Origin of the sequence: Cupriavidus sp. H19C3 (assembly GCF_049393815.1) — a bacterium.
In the GTDB taxonomy this organism is placed as follows: domain Bacteria; phylum Pseudomonadota; class Gammaproteobacteria; order Burkholderiales; family Burkholderiaceae; genus Cupriavidus.
Window position 1 is genome coordinate 3,397,578 of sequence record NZ_CP184985.1, and the last position, 18,709, is coordinate 3,416,286.

The window sequence follows — 18,709 nt, forward strand, 5'->3', positions numbered from 1 at the left end:
CCCGACCTTTCCGGCCGACCGCTTCCCGCCCCCGGGGCCGGCACTGACGCGCGTCCCGATATCGTCGTGCTGCATGACGTGGATTTTGCGTACGCGGACGGCGACAAGCCGATTCTTTCCGGACTGAGCATGCGCTTTCCGCGCGGCAAGGTGGTCGCCGTCATGGGCGGGTCCGGCTGCGGCAAGACTACCGTCCTGCGCCTGATCGGCGGGCAGGTCCGCGCGCGTCGCGGGCAGGTCTCGTTCAACGGCGACGATATCGACCGGCTTGACCAGCACGGCCTGTACGCGGCACGCCGCCAGATGGGCATGCTGTTCCAGTTTGGCGCGCTGTTCACGGACTTGTCGGTCTTCGACAATGTCGCCTTTCCGCTGCGCGAGCACACCGACCTGCCCGAGTCCATGATCCGCGACCTGGTGCTGATGAAGCTCAACGCGGTGGGCCTGCGCGGCGCGCGTGACCTGATGCCGGCGCAGATTTCCGGCGGCATGGCCCGGCGTGTGGCGCTGGCGCGCGCCATCGCGCTCGATCCGACGCTGCTGATGTACGACGAACCGTTTGCCGGCCTCGATCCGATCTCGCTCGGCCTGACCGCGCGCCTGATCCGCAGCCTCAACGACGCGCTCGGCGCCAGCACGATCATCGTGTCGCACGACGTGCACGAGACCTTTCTGATCGCCGACTACGTCTACTTCATCGCCAATGGCCGTATTGCCGCCGAAGGCGAGCCGGACGCCCTGCGCGCCTCGTCGGACCCATTCGTGCACCAGTTCGTCCACGCCGAGGCTGACGGGCCGGTGCCGTTTCACTATAACGGCCCCACCCTGGCCGACGATTTCCTTGCCGGAGGGCGCCGATGAACGCGGTGGCGTCGTTCTTCAGCGCCATTGGCGCATTCGTGCGCGAGGGCGTGACCGGCGCCGGTCATGGCGCGCGCATGTTCCTGTCGATGCTGGCGCTCTCACCGGCGCTGCTGCGTCGGCCGCGGCTGATCAGCGACCAGGTTTTCTTCGTCGGTAACCTGTCGCTGGTGATCATCGCCGTCTCGGGCCTGTTTGTCGGCTTCGTGCTCGGGCTGCAAGGCTACTACACGCTCAATCGCTATGGTTCCGAGCAGGCGCTGGGCCTGCTGGTCGCGCTCTCGCTGGTGCGCGAGCTCGGGCCGGTGGTGTCGGCGCTGCTGTTCGCGGGCCGCGCCGGTACCTCGCTGACGGCCGAGATCGGCCTGATGAAGGCCGGCGAGCAGCTCACCGCGATGGAAATGATGGCCGTCAATCCGCTGCAGCGCGTGGTGGCGCCGCGCTTCTGGGCCGGCGTGATTGCCATGCCGGTCCTGGCCGCGATCTTCAGCGCGGTCGGCATCCTCGGCGGTTATCTGGTGGGCGTGCAACTGATCGGCGTGGACGCCGGCGCGTTCTGGTCGCAGATGCAGGGCGGAGTCGACGTGCGGGCCGATGTGCTCAACGGGGTGATCAAGAGCTTTATTTTCGGGGTCGCGGTGACGTTCATCGCGTTGTACCAGGGCTTCGAGGCACGGCCCACGCCGGAAGGCGTCTCGCGCGCCACCACGCGCACCGTGGTGCTGGCCTCGCTGGCCGTGCTCGGGCTGGACTTCCTGCTGACCGCGCTGATGTTCAGCTGAGTCGGCAGCAACAGAATGGACAAGAGAATCGCATGAAGAAAAATTCCCTCGATTTCTGGGTGGGGCTGTTTGTGGTGGCCGGGTTTGCCGCGCTGCTGTTCCTCGCGCTCAAGGCCGGCAACATGAGCTCGTTCTCGTTCGAGGACACCTATCGCGTGCAGGCCCAGTTCGACAATATCGGCGGCCTCAAGGCACGCGCCCCGGTCAAGAGCGCAGGCGTGGTGGTGGGCCGCGTGGCGGACATCCGCTTCGACGACAAGACCTACCTCGCGACGGTGGAGCTGAACCTCGAAAAGCGTTACCAGTTTCCGAAAGATACTTCGGCCAAGATCCTGACGTCGGGTCTGCTGGGCGAGCAGTACATCGGCCTGGAGGCGGGTGGCGATACCGCCATGCTGGCCGACGGCGGCAAGATCACGATGACGCAGTCGGCGGTGGTGCTCGAGAACTTGATCGGCCAGTTCCTGTACAACAAGGCGGCCGATGCGGGCGCTGGCGGCGGTGGCGGCGGTAATGGTGGTGGCGGCGGCGGTGCGGCCCCGGCCAGCGGCGGCGCTTCGCTGCCGGCCGCGCCGGGCATGGGCGGGAGCGGCAAATGATGCGCTCGCAAGCAATGTACCGCCTGCGCGCGGGCCTGGCGGTGGCCTCGTTCGTTGCCATGGCAGGCTGCGCGACCGGTCCCGACGCGAATCCGCGCGATCCGCTGGAGCCGTTCAACCGCGGGGTTTCGCGCGTCAACGACGAAATCGACAAGTACGCGCTCAAGCCGGCCGCGCAGGTCTATAGCGACTATGTGCCGTCGCCGATGCGCACCGCGGTGGGTAACTTCTTCTCCAACGTCAGCGACGTCTACTCGGCGGTGAACAATCTGCTGCAGGGCAAGCCGAGCCGCGCGCTGGAAGACACCATGCGGGTCGCCATCAACTCGACCCTCGGCATCGGCGGCCTGATCGATATCGCCACGCCGGGCGGGCTGCCCAAGTACAAGGAAGACTTCGGCCAGACCCTGGGCGTATGGGGCGTGCCGTCCGGCCCGTACCTGGTATTGCCGCTGTTCGGGCCGAGCAACGTGCGCGATACCGGCGGCATGCTGGTCGACCGCCTGATGGACCCCACCTCGTATATCTACCCGGTGTGGGCGCGCTTTGCCGTCTCGGGCGTGCGCGTGGTGGATGGCCGCTCGCAACTGCTGGCCGCCACCAGCCTGATCGATGCCGCGGCGCTGGATCGCTACACCTTCCTGCGCGATTCCTACATGCAACGCCGCGAATATCTGATCTATGACGGCAACCCGCCGGGCCGCGACGACGGCGCGCCGGAGGGCTCGTCCGACGGTGCCCCCGACGGTTCCGGCAACCGCGCGCCGGCCGGTGGCGGCGCGAGCCAGGCGCCGGAGCAGCAGTCGCTGCCAGTGTCGCCGGCCCAGCGCTTGATTCCAGGCAGCGGTATCCGCATTCGCTGAGCGCTCGCCCGGGCGGGGTGACCGGTGCCTGGAATCCACTGTGAAAGTGCTGTGATCCCTGAAACAAAGTGTTTGGAAGTGGCGCTCAAGGCTCGCGACGTGCGCGCAGCGGCCGGGCGCCTGTGTTTCAATGGGCCCGGTAGCCGGTCGCGCCGATGCGGCCTGGCGACAGCCGGGGTCGAAGGGCGGCTCCGGCGGCAACGCTCCAGACACGCTCTAGATAGAAAGGAAATACGCTCATGTTGAAGCGACTGTTGGTTCCCCTCCTCACCGTTCTCGCCTTCGCGGGTACCGCGCAGGCTCAGTCGGCGGACACCTCGTCGCCCGATGGCCTGGTCAAGTCCGTGGTGACGGACGTGATGAACACCGTCAAGAGCGACAAGGACATGCAGGCCGGCAATATCGGCAAGATCACCGAGCTGGTCGAGCAGAAGATCTTCCCGCATGCCAACTTCCAGAAGACCACGCAGATCGCGATGGGGCGCAACTGGTCCAAGGCCACGCCGGAACAGCAGAAGATCATCACCGACGAGTTCAAGATGCTGCTGATCCGCACCTACGCCGGCGCCATCGCGCAGATCCGCGACCAGACCGTGCAATACCGTCCGTATCGCGGCACCGCGGGCGACACCGACGCGACCATCCGTACCCAGGTGATCAACAAGGGCGAGCCGATCCAGATGGACTATCGCCTCGAGAAGACTCCCGAGGGCTGGAAGGTCTACGACATCAACGTGCTCGGCGCCTGGCTGACGGAAGCCTACAAGGGCAGCTTCAACACGATCGTGTCGCAACAGGGCGTCGATGGCGTGATCAAGACGCTGCAAGACCGCAACAAGCAGCTCGCCAACGCCAGGAACTGAACGCCGGGCGCGCGGCCGGCGCTGGCGCGCGCCGAACTGGCGTACAATGCCTCTCAGCGCCCGCGGCTTGCGCCGCGGGCGTCTCGTTTGGGGCGATTGCTGCCAGCCCGCAGCACCGCCGCGCCGAAACTTGTCTCGATACCTGTCCCGATACCTGTCTCGATACTCACCTCGACTCTCACCTCGATAGCCCCTTCGATGCCTTCGCTCGGAACCTCGCTCACCAACCGCAACGCCGCCGCCGTGCTGCGCGACGGGCTCGCGCGCGTAGCCCAGGGCGATGTCGCGGTCGATTGCAGCGGGCTGGCCCAGGTCGACTCCTCCGCGGTGGCCGTGTTGCTCGGCTGGCAGCGTGCCGCCACGGGTCGAGGCCAGGCGTTATCGATCGTCAATGTGCCGCCGCAGCTTGGCGAGCTGGCCGCGCTCTACGGCGTGGCGGAGCTGCTTGGCCTGCCTGCCGCCGCCGGCCATTCTCCGGTCCACCATCGACATTGAACCGGCATCCTCGGTAGCCTGGCCCGATATCGGGCCGGGGCCCACCGAAGCGATGCCCGGTGGCGGGTCCCCCAGCGGGACCTACCCCTGATCCCCTATAATTCCGGGTTGTTTGGCCCATATGCGCCCCCATATGCGCCCCTGTATGTCCCGTAAGTGCGAATTGGTGTGAGCGGCGTGAAGCCAGTGGGCCGCAACGTGGCAGCGATGGATGGCCAGCGATGTGCGGCCTGAGATGCCCTCACACCAGCCCCGCCGGGTGCAGCGCAACATATCCGGGTACCCCCATGCCATGCCAGGCCGGGCCTTCAGGCCAGGTCAATCTGACAAGCGGACCCCGCTACAAGACATTCGGCCATGAAAGCCATTGAAATCACCGACGTTCGCAAGCGCTACCGCAGTCTGCAGGCGCTCAAGGGCGTCAGTTTCACCGTCGAACGCGGCGAGTTCTTCGGCCTGCTCGGGCCCAACGGCGCGGGCAAGACCACGCTGATCTCGATCCTCGCCGGCCTCAACCGTGCCGATTCCGGCAGCATCCGCGTGCTCGGCCACGACGTGGTGGACGACTACCGCATGGCCCGACGCATGCTCGGCGTGGTCCCGCAGGAGCTGGTATTCGACCCTTTTTTCACGGTACGCGAGACGCTGCGCCTGCAGTCGGGCTACTTCGGCCTGCGCCGCAACGACGACTGGATCGACGAGATCATGGCCAACCTCGATCTCACCAGCAAGGCCGATAGCAACATGCGCCAACTCTCGGGCGGCATGAAGCGTCGCGTGCTGGTGGCGCAGGCGCTGGTTCACCGGCCGCCGGTCATCGTGCTCGACGAACCGACCGCGGGCGTCGACGTGGAACTGCGCCAGACCTTGTGGAAATTCATCTCGCGGCTGAATCGCGAGGGCCACACGATCATCCTCACCACGCACTACCTCGAGGAAGCCGAGAATCTCTGCGATCGCATCGCCATGCTCAAGTTCGGCGAGGTGGTCGCGCTCGACCGCACCAGCAACCTGCTGACGCAGTTTGCCGGATTGCAGTTGGTGCTCACCCTCGCGCATGGCGTTCTGCCGCCCGCCCTGGAGGCGCTGCGCATGCCGGCCAATCCGGGCGAGCGCGCGCATCGGCTGCGACTGTCCGGCTACGAGGCCGTGGAACCGATCCTGGCCGCGCTGCGCGAGGCCGGCTGCGAAGTGGAAGATATGGAAATCAGCAAGGCCGACCTCGAGGACGTGTTTGTCCAGATCATGCGCCGCGAGGGACACATGCCCGGCGCGGTGCCGGCTGCCGCCATGGAGGCAGCGGCATGAAGCGTCCGGTCGAGATCGAGGTATCCGAACGGGCCGGCGACAGCGCGCCCGAGGCCCTGTCCGAGCACGCGCGCCTGGCCGCCATGTCGGTCGGCGGTTTGGTGGGTTTCCGCACGCTGCTCTACAAGGAAGTGTTGCGCTTCTGGAAGGTCGCCTTTCAGACTGTGGCTGCGCCGGTGCTGACTGCGGTGCTGTACCTGCTGATCTTCGGGCACGTGCTCGAAGGCCGCGTGCAGGTGTACGACCAGGTCACGTACACCTCCTTCCTGGTGCCGGGCCTGGTCATGATGAGCGTGCTGCAGAATGCGTTCGCGAACAGTTCGTCGTCGCTGATCCAGTCCAAGATCACGGGCAACCTCGTCTTCATCATGTTGCCGCCGTTGTCGCACTGGGAGATGTTCGGGGCGTACGTGGCGGCGTCCGTCATCCGCGGCATCTGCGTGGGGCTGGGCGTGCTGATCGTGACGGCGCTGCTGGTGCCGCTGCACCTGGCCAATATCGGCTGGGTGCTGGTATTCGCGGTGCTCGGCGCCGGCATTCTCGGCACCCTCGGCCTGATCGCGGGGATCTGGGCCGAGAAGTTCGACCAGCTGGCGGCATTTCAGAATTTCCTGATCATGCCGGCGACGTTCCTGGCCGGCGTCTTCTACTCGATTCACTCGCTGCCGCCGGTCTGGCAGGTGGTATCCCATGCCAACCCGTTCTTCTACATGATCGACGGGTTCCGCTACGGATTCTTCGGCGTGTCCGACGTATCGCCGCTGTACAGCCTCGCGGTGGTCGGCATTGCCTTCGTGGTACTCGCGGCGCTCGCGCTGCGACTGCTGAGGTCGGGTTACAAGCTGCGGCACTGACGACGCGCCTGCCGCACATACGGATTTCACAAGAGACAGACATGCTGCCAACACCGGAACAAGTCAGGGACTACATTGCCCAAGGATTGCCCTGCGAACATCTGGAGGTCGAAGGCGACGGCCAGCACTTCTTTGCGACCATCGTCAGCGCCGAGTTCGACGGCAAACGCCTGATCCAGCGTCACCAGCGCGTGTATGCGGTGCTGGGCGATCGCATGCGTGCGGAGATCCACGCGCTGTCGATGAAGACCCTCACGCCTGCCGAGTGGCAGGCCGACGCGGGACGCAACTGATACGACATGGACAAATTCCAGATCCAGGGCAACGGCCCGCTCTCCGGCGAGATCCGCATCTCGGGCGCCAAGAACGCGGCCCTGCCGATCCTGTGCGCGGGCCTGCTGACGGCTGACGACGTGGTCATCCGCAACGTGCCCGACCTGCAGGACGTGCGCACCATGCTCAAGCTGCTGCGCGAGATGGGCGTGCGCGCCGAGCGCGACGGCGCCACCGTGACGCTCAACGGCGCCGGCATCGACCGCCCGGAAGCCTCGTACGAGCTGGTCAAGACCATGCGCGCGTCGATCCTCGTGCTGGGCCCGCTGGTGGCGCGCTTCGGCGAGGCCCGGGTGTCGTTGCCGGGAGGCTGCGGCATCGGCGCGCGCCCGGTGGACCAGCACATCAGGGGCCTGCAGGCGATGGGCGCCGAGATCGCGATCGAGCACGGCTTTATCCATGCCCGCGCGCGCCGCCTGAAGGGCGCGCGCGTGGTCACGGACATGATCACCGTGACCGGGACCGAGAACCTGCTGATGGCGGCGGTGCTGGCCGAGGGCGAGACCATCCTGGAGAACGCCGCGCGCGAACCCGAGGTGACCGACCTGGCGCAGTTGCTGGTCAAGATGGGCGCGCAGATCGAAGGCATCGGTACCGACCGCCTGGTGATCCAGGGCGTGGAGCGGCTCCATGGCGCCGAGCACACGGTGATCGCCGACCGCATCGAGGCCGGCACCTTCCTGTGCGCGGCCGCGGCGACGCTCGGCAGCGTGGTGCTGCGCAATGTGCCGCCGCTGATCCTCGATGCCGTGCTGGCCAAGCTGGCCGAAGCGGGTGCGACGCTGGAGACCGGCGACGACTGGATTCGCCTGGCCATGCCGCGCCGCCCGCAGGCGGTCAGCTTCCGCACTTCCGAATATCCGGCATTCCCGACCGACATGCAGGCACAGTTCATGGCGCTCAACGCGGTGGCGGAAGGCTCGGCGCGCATCACGGAAACGATCTTCGAGAACCGTTTCATGCACGTGCAGGAGCTCAACCGACTCGGCGCCAACATCACGGCCGAGGGCAATACCGCGGTGGTGACCGGCGTGCCGCGCCTGTCCGGCGCGCACGTCATGGCGACCGACCTGCGGGCCTCGGCGAGCCTGGTCATTGCCGGACTCGTGGCCGACGGCGAGACGGTGATCGACCGCATCTACCACCTGGATCGTGGCTACGACCGCATGGAAGACAAGCTGTCCGCGGTGGGCGCCCGCATCCGGCGCATCGCCTGAGCCATCGACCATCGATCCGCGACCCCAGCGACCGCCCCCAGGCCATAGCTAGCCGCCCCCGAACATTTACGAGAACATTCCATGAGTCCCGCCTTCCATGCCTCCCCCGGTCAGCTCACGCTGGCGCTGTCCAAGGGCCGCATCTTCACCGAAACCCTGCCGCTGCTCGAAGCCGCCGGGATTCACGTGACCGAGGACCCGGAAACCTCGCGCAAGCTGATCCTGCCGACGTCGGATCCGGCCGTGCGCGTGATCATCGTGCGCGCCTCGGATGTGCCGACCTACGTGCAGTACGGCGCCGCCGACTTCGGCGTGGCCGGCAAGGACGTGCTGCTGGAGCATGGCATGACCGGCCTGTATGCGCCGATCGACCTCAATATCGCCCGTTGCCGCATGTCGGTGGCGGTGCCGGCCGGATTCGACTACGCCAACGCGGTGCGCCAGGGGGCGCGGCTCGCGGTGGCCACCAAGTATGTGCAGACCGCGCGCGAGCACTTTGCCAAGAAGGGCGTGCACGTGGATCTGATCAAGCTGTATGGCTCGATGGAACTGGGCCCGCTGGTGGGCCTGTCCGATGCCATCGTCGACCTCGTCAGCACCGGCGGCACGCTGCGTGCCAACAACCTGGTCGAAGTCGAGGAAATCATGCAGATCTCGTCGCGGCTGGTGGTCAACCAGGCCGCGCTGAAACTGAAACGCGAACGTCTTGCGCCGATTCTCGAGGCATTCGAGGCCGCCTCGGCGGCGCTCGCCTGAGAACGCGAGGAAGGATGTCATGAACGAAACCGATATGGAAAACCTGTCGATCCGCCGGCTCGACTCCGCCGAGCCCGGGTTTGCCGCGGCGCTGCGCCAGGTGCTGGCCTTCGAGGCTGGCGAGGACGAGGCGATCGATCGCGCGGCGGCGCAGATCCTGGCCGACGTGCGCGCGCGCGGCGATGACGCCGTGCTGGAATATACGAAGCGCTTCGACCGCGTGGAGGCCGCCTCGCTGTCCGCGCTGGAACTGACGCAGGCCGAACTCGAGGCCGCGCTCGAGGAACTGGAGCCCAAGCGCCGCGCGGCGCTGGAGGCCGCCGCCGCGCGCGTGCGCGCATACCACGAGAAGCAGAAGATCGAATGCGGCAGCCATAGCTGGGAATACACCGAGTCCGATGGCACCATGCTGGGCCAGAAGGTGACCCCGCTCGACCGCGTGGGCCTGTACGTGCCCGGCGGCAAGGCCGCCTACCCGTCGTCGGTGCTGATGAACGCGATCCCCGCGCGCGTGGCCGGCGTCAAGGAAGTCATCATGGTGGTGCCCACGCCGGGCGGCGTGCGCAACGAGCTGGTGCTGGCCGCCGCCCAGATCGCCGGCGTGGACCGTGTGTTCACGATCGGCGGCGCGCAGGCCGTGGGCGCGCTCGCCTATGGCACCGCCACCATGCCGCAGGTCGACAAGATCGTCGGCCCGGGCAATGCCTATGTGGCGGCCGCCAAGCGCCGCGTGTTCGGCACCGTCGGCATCGACATGATCGCCGGCCCGTCCGAAATCCTGGTGATCTGCGACGGCACCACCGACCCCGACTGGGTGGCGATGGACCTGTTCTCGCAGGCCGAGCACGACGAGCTCGCGCAGTCGATCCTGCTGTGCCCCGATGCGGCGTACCTCGATGCGGTCGAGGCCAGCATCCAGCGCCAGATCGGCACCATGCCGCGGCGCCAGGTCATCGGCGCCTCGTTGTCCGGCCGCGGCGCGCTGATCAAGGTGCGCGACATGGAGGAAGCGTGCGACATCGCCAACGCGATCGCGCCCGAGCACCTTGAGATCTCCGCGGAAAACCCGCGCCAGTGGAGCGAGAAGATCCGCCACGCCGGCGCCATCTTCCTGGGTCGCTTCACCAGCGAATCGCTCGGCGACTACTGCGCCGGACCCAACCACGTGCTGCCGACCTCGCGCACCGCACGCTTTTCGTCGCCGCTCGGCGTGTACGACTTCCAGAAGCGCTCGAGCCTGATCGAGGTGAGCGAGGGAGGGGCGCAGATGCTGGGACAGATCGCCGCGGAACTCGCCTATGGCGAGGGTCTGCAGGCGCACGCGCGCAGTGCCGAGTACCGCTTCAAACGTTCCTGATCGTTGACCGTTTTTCTACCGTAGAGGATTTTTCATGTCAGTCGTAGCGCCTTCCCTGATCGAACGCATTATCCGTGACGACGTACGCGCCATGGGCGCCTATCACGTGGCGGACTCGCATGGTCTGGTGAAGCTCGATGCCATGGAAAATCCGTACCGGCTGCCGCCGGCCCTGCGCGAGCAGCTCGGCAAGCGCCTGTCCGAGGTGGCGCTCAACCGCTACCCGGTGCCCACCAGCGAGGCGCTGCGTGCCAGGCTGAAGACGGTCATGGAGGTGCCGGCCGGCATGGACATCCTGCTCGGCAACGGCTCCGACGAAATCATCAGCATGCTGGCGATGGCCGCGGCCAGGCCGGGCGCCAAGGTGCTGGCGCCGGTGCCGGGCTTCGTCATGTACGCCATCTCGGCGCAGTTTGCCGGCCTGGAGTTCGTGGGCGTACCGCTGCGCGCCGATTTCACGCTCGACCGCGCCGCGATGCTGGCGGCCATGGCCACGCACCAGCCTGCCATCATCTACCTGGCCTATCCCAACAATCCGACCGGCAACCTGTTCGATGCCGCCGACATGGCGGCCATCGTGCGCGCCGCCAACGGCGAGGTCTGCCAGAGCCTTGTGGTGGTCGACGAAGCCTACCAGCCGTTTGCGCAGGACAGCTGGATGCCGCGCCTGGCGGACTTCGGCAACCTGCTCGTCATGCGTACCGTGTCCAAGCTCGGCCTGGCCGGTATCCGGCTCGGCTACATGGCCGGCGCGCCGGCGTGGCTGGAGCAGCTCGACAAGGTCCGCCCGCCGTACAACATCAATGTGCTGACCGAAGCCACCGCGCTGTTCGCGCTGGAGCACATCGATGTGCTGGACGAACAGGCCGCGCAGTTGCGCGACGAGCGCGCGCGCCTCGCCGCCGCGCTGGGCGCGTTGCCGGGCGTGACGGTGTTCCCGAGCGACGCCAATTTCCTGCTGCTGCGCGTGCCGGATGCCGCACAGACGTTCGATCGCCTGCTCGCGCGGAAGGTATTGATCAAGAACGTGAGTAAAATGCACGCATTGCTGGCCAACTGTCTGCGCGTGACGGTCAGCACCCCCGAAGAAAACGCGCAGTTTCTGGAAGCCTTTGTCGCTTCGTTGCAGGATTAACCCCACCATGCGTGTTGCAGAGGTCACCCGCAATACCTCCGAAACGCAGATCCGCGTTTCGCTGAATCTCGACGGCACCGGTCGCCAGAAGCTGGCTTCCGGGGTGCCGTTCCTCGACCACATGCTGGACCAGATTGCCCGCCACGGCATGATCGACCTCGAGGTCGAAGCCACCGGCGACACCCATATCGACGATCATCACACGGTCGAAGATGTCGGCATTACGCTCGGCCAGGCGGTCGCGCGCGCGATTGGCGACAAGAAGGGCATCACGCGCTACGGCCACAGCTATGTGCCGCTCGACGAATGCCTGTCGCGCGTGGTGATCGACTTCTCCGGCCGTCCCGGCCTGGAGTTCCACGTGCCGTTCACGCGCGCCCGCGTGGGCAGCTTCGACGTGGACCTGACCATCGAGTTCTTCCGTGGCTTCGTCAACCATGCCGGTGTGACGCTCCATATCGACAACCTGCGCGGCATCAATGCGCACCATCAATGCGAAACCGTGTTCAAGGCGTTTGGCCGGGCGTTGCGCATGGCGGTGGAGCTGGATCCGCGCGCGGCCAACACGATTCCTTCGACCAAGGGCACGCTCTGACCTAGCGCTTCAGGCAATTCCCATCAGGCGAGCCGGCTGGTTGCGGCGGCCAGATTGTCAGCGATCGACCGCAACCCATGGATACGCTCAAATCGTTCATTTCGCTGCTGGCGCTGATCAATCCGATCGGGGCGATCCCGTTCTTTATCAGCCTGACCAGTCAGCAGACCGAAGCGGAAAAGCTGCGAACCATCAAGACGGCGTCGATCTCGGTGGCAATCGTGGTGGCAGTGTCGGCATTGCTGGGCCAGCAGATCATTGAGTTCTTCAATATCTCGGTGGCCTCGCTGCAAGTGGGCGGCGGCCTGATCATGATCATGATGGCGATGAACATGATCAACGCACAGGCGGGCCGCACGCGCGCCACGCCCGAGGAAGAGGACGAGGCCGAGATCAAGTCGAGCATTGCGGTGGTGCCGCTGGCGCTGCCGCTGCTGACGGGACCGGGTTCGATCAGTACGGTGATCGTGTATGCCGGCAAGACGCAGCACTGGTATCAGCACCTGGTGCTGGTCGGGATTGGCGTGGTGCTGGGGGCGGTGGTGTACCTGACTTTCCGCGCCGCCGATCCGATCGCCCGCGTGATTGGCCGGACGGGCATCAATATTGGCACGCGCCTGATGGGACTGATCCTGTCGGCGCTGGCCGTGGAATTCATTGTGGACGGGCTCAGGACCCTTTTGCCTGTTTTGAAATCATGACTACCATAGCAATTGTGGATTACGGCATGGGCAACCTGCGCTCGGTGGCGCAGGCACTGCGCGCCGCGGCGCCGGAGGCCGATGTTGAGGTGGTGGACCGCCCTGAAGCCATCCGCGCGGCGGACCGCGTGGTGTTGCCGGGGCAGGGCGCGATGCCGGACTGCATGCGAGCGCTGGGCGAGTCGGGCCTGCAGCAGGCCGTCATGGAAGCGGCGGCGAGCAAGCCGATGCTCGGTGTGTGCGTTGGCGAACAAATGCTGTTTGGCCACAGCACCGAAAGTCGTTCCGATGCCGTCACGCCGTGTCTCGGACTGATGCCGGGAGAAGTCATCCGCTTCGAGCTGGAAGGCCGCACGCAGCCGGACGGCTCGCGTTACAAGGTGCCGCAGATGGGCTGGAACCGCGTGCGGCAGGCGCGCGGGCACGCGCTGTGGCAGGGCATTCCGGACGACAGCTGGTTTTACTTCGTGCACAGTTACTATGTGCACGCGCAGGACCCGGCGCATATTGCCGGAGAGACCGAATACGGCGTCGTGTTTACCAGTGCGGTGGCACGCGATAATATTTTCGCCACGCAGTTCCACCCCGAGAAGAGCGCAGCAATGGGTTTGCAGCTATACCGGAACTTCGTGCACTGGAATCCCTGAGATCCTGAGAGCTGACCGACCCTTAGTGCCAGACCCGCAGCGCCCCGATCATCCGTCGTGCCTGGACCTGTAAATCCGCGCCGGTCCGGTTTATCTTTTTCCTTTTTACACAACCACGCTCGTCACGCATATGTTGCTCATTCCGGCCATCGACCTGAAGGACGGTCAATGTGTACGCCTCAAACAAGGCGACATGGACCAGGCCACCGTCTTTTCCGAAGATCCCGCCGCCATGGCACGTCACTGGGTGGACCAGGGCGCGCGCCGTCTCCATCTGGTCGACCTCAATGGTGCGTTCGTGGGCAAGCCCCGCAACGAAGCCGCGATCAAGTCGATCATCGCCGAAGTCGGCGACGAGATTCCCGTGCAGCTCGGCGGTGGCATCCGTGACCTCAACACGATCGAGCGCTGGCTCGATGACGGGCTGTCGTACGTCATTATCGGCACCGCCGCGGTCAAGAATCCCGGTTTCCTCAAGGACGCCTGCTCGGCGTTCGGCGGCCATATCATCGTTGGCCTGGACGCCAGGGATGGCAAGGTGGCGACCGACGGCTGGAGCAAGCTGACCGGGCACGAAGTGGTCGACCTCGCGCGCAAGTACGAGGACTACGGCGTGGAGGCGATCATCTATACCGATATCGGCCGGGACGGCATGCTGCAGGGCATCAACATCGACGCGACGGTCAAGCTGGCGCAATCGATGTCGATTCCGGTCATCGCCAGCGGCGGACTGTCCAATCTCAGCGATATCGAACGCCTGTGCGAGGTGGAGCGCGAGGGCGTGGAAGGTGTCATCTGCGGCCGCGCCATCTATTCGGGCGACCTCAATTTTGCCGACGCGCAGGCGCGCGCCGATGTGCTGGGCGCCGAGTAATTTTTATACACACCCGGCGCCGGGTCGCCGCCACACGGAAGAACGACGCAACGCCGGTGGCGGCGTCGAAGGATCCTCATGCTAGCCAAACGTATCATCCCCTGCCTGGACGTCACCAATGGGCGGGTGGTCAAGGGCGTCAACTTCGTCGAGCTGCGCGACGCGGGAGACCCTGTCGAAATCGCGCGCCGCTACGACGAGCAGGGCGCTGACGAGATCACATTTCTCGATATCACCGCCACCAGCGATGGCCGCGACCTGATCCTCCATATCATCGAGGCGGTTGCCTCGCAGGTATTCATTCCGCTCACGGTGGGTGGCGGCGTGCGCGCGGTGGAAGACGTGCGGCGCCTGCTCAACGCGGGCGCGGACAAGATCAGCGTCAACTCGTCGGCGATCGCCAATCCGCAACTGGTGTCGGATGCCACCGGAAAGTACGGCTCGCAGTGCATCGTGGTGGCCATCGACGCCAAGCGCTGCTCGGCAGCGGGCGAGCCGCCGCGCTGGGAAGTCTTTACCCATGGCGGCCGCAAGGCCACCGGGCTGGACGTCGTGTCGTGGGCCCGCGAGATGGCCGCGCGCGGCGCCGGCGAGCTGCTGCTGACCAGCATGGATCGCGACGGCACCCGGAGCGGCTTTGACCTGGAGCTGACGCGCGCTGTCAGCGACGCGGTGTCCGTTCCCGTTATTGCATCGGGTGGGGTCGGCGGCCTGCAGGATCTGGCCGACGGCATTACGCTCGGCCATGCCGACGCGGTGCTGGCCGCCAGCATCTTCCACTATGGCCAGCACACCGTTGGCGAGGCGAAGGCGTTCATGGCCCGGCAGGGCATCGCGATGCGGATCTGAATCATGGCAAAAAAGTGGCTCAATAAAGTGAAGTGGGACGATAACGGCTTGGTGCCGGTAATCGTCCAGGAAGTCGGCTCCAACGATGTGCTGATGTTTGCGTTCATGAATCGCGACGCGCTGCAGCGGACCGTGGAGATCGGCGAGGCCGTATTCTGGTCGCGCTCGCGCAAGCGCCTGTGGCACAAGGGCGAGGAGTCGGGTCACGTGCAGAAGGTGCATGAAATGCGCCTCGACTGCGACGAGGATGTGGTGCTGCTGAAGGTCGAGCAGGTAGACAGTATCGCGTGCCATACCGGCCGCCATTCCTGTTTCTTCCAGAAGTTCGAGGGCGATGTGGAAAACGGCGACTGGCAGACCGTCGAGCCCGTGCTGAAGGACCCGTCCACCATCTACGCCAAGCCATGAGCGCTTCTCAACCGAATGCGGCCGACGTGCTCGCGCGCGTGGCCGCCACGCTGGAATCGCGCAAGCCCGAGAACGGCGGCGATCCCGACAAATCGTATGCGGCCAGGCTGTTCCACAAGGGCGACGACGCCATCCTGAAGAAGATCGGCGAGGAAGCCACCGAGACCGTCATGGCTGCCAAGGACGCGCGTGCGGCCGGGCTTTCCGCCGAGGCGACCGGCAAGGTCGTCTACGAGGTGGCGGACCTGTGGTTCCACAGCATGGTGCTGCTGGCGCGCTTCGGCCTGCAGCCCGCCGACGTGATCAACGAACTGGCGCGACGCGAGGGCATGTCCGGTCTCGAGGAGAAGGCGCAGCGCAAGGAGTAAGGTAACGGGTACGGCAGCGAACGGGTACGGCAGCGCGCCATTTGCCACAACGCCTTGCCTTCGGATCCTGGTCCTCGATCCTGGCTCAGGTCCCCGGCCAGGACCTTCACTTTGGGAGCGCCACGATGGCACACGACTTTACCAGCCAGGTCACCACCACCGCCGACAGCGGTCAACTGGACAGCCTGCGGAAGCTGACGCACATCCTGTATGCGCTGTACGCGATTTTCTGGGTGACCGGCGGCATTACCGCGCTGATCGCCATTGTCATCAACTACGTCAAGCGCGACGATGCGCGCGGCACGCTGTACGGCTCGCACTTCACGTGGCAGATCCGCACCTTCTGGTGGTACCTCGCGTGGATGGCGCTGGGCGGCCTGTGCGCGATCACCGTGCTGCTGTTTCCGCTGGCAGTCGCCATATGGAGCATTTTGTCATTGTGGATGCTGTATCGTATCGTCAAGGGTTGGCTATACCTGAACGACAGCAAGCCCATGTATTGAGGACAAGGCGCGGGGCAAACCTCCAAGCCAGAACCTTTGAGCGCCTGGTCGGAACGCGACAACGGTAATGTTCCGACAAACCGCAACAAAAACTTCATGAAATCCCAGGACAATTGCATTTTCTGCAAGATCGTGGCCGGCCAGATACCGTCTCGCAAGCTGTACGAGGACGATGAACTGCTGGCGTTTCACGATATCCACCCCAAAGCCCCGGTACACTTTCTGCTGATCCCGAAGTCGCACGTCGACTCGTTGGCGGATTGCGGCCCCGGGGAGGCGGAGGTGCTTGCTAGAATGATGCTCAAGGTGCCCGAACTCGCGCGCCAGGCCGGCTGCGACAATGGCTTCCGCACCGTGATCAATACCGGTCACGATGGCGGGCAGGAGGTGTATCACCTGCATGTCCATGTGCTCGGCGGCCCGCGCGACCAGTGGAAGGCACCGGCACCCTGACGGCGCGGATCACGCTGACGTTAGGGGCAGCCTGGGCATAAGGCGGCCGGAAGACGATTCCGGCCTGTTGTCGCGTCGGCAACCGTCGCCCGATGCGATCTTCGAAGGACGGAAAATACGGGGCGGAACGGCAGGATGGCCGTTCGAGGCTTCATCAGGAGCAAAAGATGGGTTCGTTTAGCATTTGGCACTGGCTGATCGTGCTGGTGATCGTCATGCTGGTGTTCGGTACCAAGAAGCTGCGCAATATCGGCCAGGACCTGGGCGGCGCGGTCAAGGGCTTCAAGGACGGCATGAAGGACGGTAGCGAAGACGCGCAAGGCACGCCGGGCGCGCCCGCCAAGGAGCTGCGCGATTCGACCACGATCGACGTCGAGGCCAAGGAAAAGTCGCGCCAGCAGTAAGCGGCCGGCTATTTTCTCCGGAATCGCCTTGCGTTTCTCCTCATCGGCGGCCACGTTGCGCGTGGCCCGCATTCCCCGTGTCCCTGGTTCGACGTCAGCATGATCGATCTCGGCATTTCCAAGCTGGCACTGATCGGCGCCGTGGCGCTGATCGTGATCGGTCCCGAGCGCCTGCCCAAGGTCGCGCGCACGGTGGGCGCGCTGGTCGGACGCGCCCAGCGCTATATCAATGACGTCAAGGCCGAGGTCAGCCGCGAAGTCGAGCTCGACGAACTGCGCAAGATGCGCACGGAATTCGAGAACGCCGCGCGCAACGTCGAGCAGACCATCCACAAGGAAGTCAGCGACCTCAACAAGGAGGTCAGCGACCAGGCGCAGGCGTTGAACGAAGCGCTGTCCGGCACTGCCGGCGCGGGCACGCACGATGATACGGGGCTGGGCGGCGGCTTTGTCCCGAGCTGGGATACCGCGCACAAGTCCCACAATGGCCGCAAGAGCTGGCGTGTCAAGCAGGGTGCGCGTCCGCTCTGGTTCAAGCGCCAGCACAACACGCGCGTCTGGGTGCAATCCGGCGCTGCCCGCGTCAAGCGTCACCGGCCGGCGCGCGGCCAGGCGCGCTCCTTTTTCGACTAGCATGCCGGTCGCCCACCGAATTCCTATGCCAGCCAGCGTGGCTGAGCGGTCCTTGCCATGAGCGACACGCACGCCCCCGATCCTCAAGACGAATCCCAGCAGGAAACCTTCATCTCGCACCTGATCGAGCTGCGCGAGCGGCTCGTCAAGGCGGTGGCGGGGGTTCTCATCGTGTTTCTCAGCCTGGTCTACTGGGCGCCGAACATCTTCAACCTGTTTGCACGGCCGCTGATGGAATCGCTGCCGAAGGGCGGCCGGATGATCGTCACCGATGTCACGGGCTCGTTCTTCGTGCCGATGAAGGTGACGCTGCTGGTGGCGTTTCTGATCGCGCTGCCGTGGGTGCTGTATCAGGTCTGGCAGTTCGTCGCGCCGGGGCTGTACCAACACGAGAAGAAGCTGATCGTGCCGCTGGTGTCGAGCAGCTACTTCCTGTTTCTGTGCGGCGTCGCGTTTGCGTATTTCCTGGTGTTTCCGACCGTCTTCCACTTCATGGCGCATTACAACGCGCCACTGGGCGCGGAGATGTCGACGGACATCGACAAGTACCTCGGGTTCGCCATGACCACGTTCCTGGCGTTCGGCATCACGTTCGAGGTGCCGGTGGTGGTGATCGTGCTGGTGCGCTTTGGCGTGGTCGAACTCGCCAAGCTCAAGCAGATCCGCCCATACGTCATCGTGGGTGCATTCATCATCGCTGCCGTCGTCACGCCGCCGGACGTGCTGTCGCAAATGCTGCTCGCGGTGCCCCTGATCGCGCTGTACGAACTCGGCCTCCTGATGGCACGCTTCGTGACCAGGCCCGCGGTCGAGATGCCCTCGGCGAGCGAAACCACGTCGGACTGATCCGG

General features: G+C 65.4%; 25 protein-coding genes. All 25 read left to right on the top strand.

The features are described 5' to 3' along the window. The first annotated feature begins 60 nt into the window (after positions 1–60). The 25 genes from DFLDMN_RS15705 (at position 61) to tatC (ending at position 18,704) form a co-directional block, all read left to right on the top strand. On the top strand, positions 61–861 hold the full coding sequence (locus DFLDMN_RS15705) for an ABC transporter ATP-binding protein (protein WP_423198439.1): 801 nt from the start codon (positions 61–63) through the stop codon (positions 859–861). After that, positions 858–1,643, top strand: a complete 786-nt coding sequence (mlaE, locus tag DFLDMN_RS15710) for a lipid asymmetry maintenance ABC transporter permease subunit MlaE (RefSeq protein ID WP_423195815.1) — start codon at positions 858–860, stop codon at positions 1,641–1,643. Before DFLDMN_RS15705 ends, mlaE begins: the two co-directional genes overlap by 4 nt. Before the next feature lie 32 nt (positions 1,644–1,675). Next, positions 1,676–2,242 (top strand): outer membrane lipid asymmetry maintenance protein MlaD, encoded by a 567-nt coding sequence (mlaD, locus tag DFLDMN_RS15715; RefSeq protein ID WP_423195816.1) that lies wholly within the window; start codon positions 1,676–1,678, stop codon positions 2,240–2,242. Continuing rightward, complete coding sequence (locus DFLDMN_RS15720) at positions 2,242–3,105, top strand: MlaA family lipoprotein (protein WP_423198440.1); 864 nt, start codon at positions 2,242–2,244, stop codon at positions 3,103–3,105. The genes mlaD and DFLDMN_RS15720 overlap by 1 nt, the downstream gene beginning before the upstream one ends. Before the next feature lie 239 nt (positions 3,106–3,344). Beyond that, positions 3,345–3,968, top strand: a complete 624-nt coding sequence (locus tag DFLDMN_RS15725) for an MlaC/ttg2D family ABC transporter substrate-binding protein (protein WP_423195817.1) — start codon at positions 3,345–3,347, stop codon at positions 3,966–3,968. Between the two features lie 198 nt (positions 3,969–4,166). Continuing rightward, a complete protein-coding gene (locus DFLDMN_RS15730; RefSeq protein WP_423195818.1) occupies positions 4,167–4,463 on the top strand; it encodes an STAS domain-containing protein in 297 nt (98 codons plus the stop codon). 357 nt (positions 4,464–4,820) lie between these two features. After that, a complete protein-coding gene (locus tag DFLDMN_RS15735; RefSeq protein ID WP_423195819.1) occupies positions 4,821–5,771 on the top strand; it encodes an ABC transporter ATP-binding protein in 951 nt (316 codons plus the stop codon). Further along, positions 5,768–6,625: an ABC transporter permease gene (locus DFLDMN_RS15740; protein ID WP_423195820.1), complete on the top strand. Its 858-nt coding sequence runs from the start codon at positions 5,768–5,770 to the stop codon at positions 6,623–6,625. The genes DFLDMN_RS15735 and DFLDMN_RS15740 overlap by 4 nt, the downstream gene beginning before the upstream one ends. A gap of 41 nt (positions 6,626–6,666) precedes the next feature. Further along, entirely contained in the window at positions 6,667–6,918 is a 252-nt protein-coding gene (locus DFLDMN_RS15745; protein ID WP_423195821.1) for a BolA family protein, read from the top strand. A 6-nt stretch (positions 6,919–6,924) separates the two neighbouring features. Then, positions 6,925–8,175: a UDP-N-acetylglucosamine 1-carboxyvinyltransferase gene (gene murA, locus DFLDMN_RS15750; RefSeq protein ID WP_423195822.1), complete on the top strand. Its 1,251-nt coding sequence runs from the start codon at positions 6,925–6,927 to the stop codon at positions 8,173–8,175. Between the two features lie 81 nt (positions 8,176–8,256). Next, positions 8,257–8,931, top strand: coding sequence for an ATP phosphoribosyltransferase (gene hisG / locus DFLDMN_RS15755; protein WP_423195823.1), 675 nt, complete (start codon positions 8,257–8,259; stop codon positions 8,929–8,931). A gap of 19 nt (positions 8,932–8,950) precedes the next feature. Continuing rightward, entirely contained in the window at positions 8,951–10,288 is a 1,338-nt protein-coding gene (gene hisD / locus DFLDMN_RS15760) for a histidinol dehydrogenase (RefSeq protein WP_423195824.1), read from the top strand. A gap of 34 nt (positions 10,289–10,322) precedes the next feature. After that, positions 10,323–11,423 carry a histidinol-phosphate transaminase gene (gene hisC, locus DFLDMN_RS15765; protein ID WP_423195825.1) on the top strand — a complete coding sequence of 367 codons (1,101 nt, stop codon included), beginning with the start codon at positions 10,323–10,325 and terminating at the stop codon, positions 11,421–11,423. Positions 11,424–11,430: 7 nt separating this feature from the next. Next, complete coding sequence (gene hisB, locus DFLDMN_RS15770) at positions 11,431–12,018, top strand: imidazoleglycerol-phosphate dehydratase HisB (protein WP_423195826.1); 588 nt, start codon at positions 11,431–11,433, stop codon at positions 12,016–12,018. A 77-nt stretch (positions 12,019–12,095) separates the two neighbouring features. Beyond that, entirely contained in the window at positions 12,096–12,719 is a 624-nt protein-coding gene (locus DFLDMN_RS15775) for a YchE family NAAT transporter (RefSeq protein WP_423195827.1), read from the top strand. Then, a complete protein-coding gene (hisH, locus tag DFLDMN_RS15780; protein ID WP_423195828.1) occupies positions 12,716–13,366 on the top strand; it encodes an imidazole glycerol phosphate synthase subunit HisH in 651 nt (216 codons plus the stop codon). The genes DFLDMN_RS15775 and hisH overlap by 4 nt, the downstream gene beginning before the upstream one ends. Positions 13,367–13,496: 130 nt before the next feature. Next, positions 13,497–14,240, top strand: coding sequence for a 1-(5-phosphoribosyl)-5-[(5-phosphoribosylamino)methylideneamino]imidazole-4-carboxamide isomerase (gene hisA / locus DFLDMN_RS15785; RefSeq protein WP_423195829.1), 744 nt, complete (start codon positions 13,497–13,499; stop codon positions 14,238–14,240). Positions 14,241–14,318: 78 nt separating this feature from the next. Continuing rightward, the gene (hisF, locus tag DFLDMN_RS15790) at positions 14,319–15,089 is read left to right on the top strand and encodes an imidazole glycerol phosphate synthase subunit HisF (RefSeq protein WP_423195830.1); all 771 of its coding nucleotides are present in this window, start codon (positions 14,319–14,321) and stop codon (positions 15,087–15,089) included. 3 nt (positions 15,090–15,092) lie between these two features. Continuing rightward, positions 15,093–15,497 carry a phosphoribosyl-AMP cyclohydrolase gene (hisI, locus tag DFLDMN_RS15795; RefSeq protein WP_423195831.1) on the top strand — a complete coding sequence of 135 codons (405 nt, stop codon included), beginning with the start codon at positions 15,093–15,095 and terminating at the stop codon, positions 15,495–15,497. Further along, a complete protein-coding gene (locus tag DFLDMN_RS15800; RefSeq protein WP_423195832.1) occupies positions 15,494–15,865 on the top strand; it encodes a phosphoribosyl-ATP diphosphatase in 372 nt (123 codons plus the stop codon). Before hisI ends, DFLDMN_RS15800 begins: the two co-directional genes overlap by 4 nt. 125 nt (positions 15,866–15,990) lie before the next feature. Continuing rightward, positions 15,991–16,368: a DUF4870 family protein gene (locus DFLDMN_RS15805; protein WP_423195833.1), complete on the top strand. Its 378-nt coding sequence runs from the start codon at positions 15,991–15,993 to the stop codon at positions 16,366–16,368. A 96-nt stretch (positions 16,369–16,464) separates the two neighbouring features. Further along, positions 16,465–16,821 carry a histidine triad nucleotide-binding protein gene (locus tag DFLDMN_RS15810; protein ID WP_423195834.1) on the top strand — a complete coding sequence of 119 codons (357 nt, stop codon included), beginning with the start codon at positions 16,465–16,467 and terminating at the stop codon, positions 16,819–16,821. A gap of 167 nt (positions 16,822–16,988) precedes the next feature. Then, complete coding sequence (gene tatA, locus DFLDMN_RS15815; protein ID WP_423195835.1) at positions 16,989–17,225, top strand: Sec-independent protein translocase subunit TatA; 237 nt, start codon at positions 16,989–16,991, stop codon at positions 17,223–17,225. Positions 17,226–17,324: 99 nt separating this feature from the next. Then, on the top strand, positions 17,325–17,858 hold the full coding sequence (gene tatB / locus DFLDMN_RS15820; RefSeq protein ID WP_423195836.1) for a Sec-independent protein translocase protein TatB: 534 nt from the start codon (positions 17,325–17,327) through the stop codon (positions 17,856–17,858). Positions 17,859–17,915: 57 nt separating this feature from the next. After that, entirely contained in the window at positions 17,916–18,704 is a 789-nt protein-coding gene (gene tatC / locus DFLDMN_RS15825; RefSeq protein ID WP_423195837.1) for a twin-arginine translocase subunit TatC, read from the top strand. Positions 18,705–18,709 lie beyond the last annotated feature (5 nt).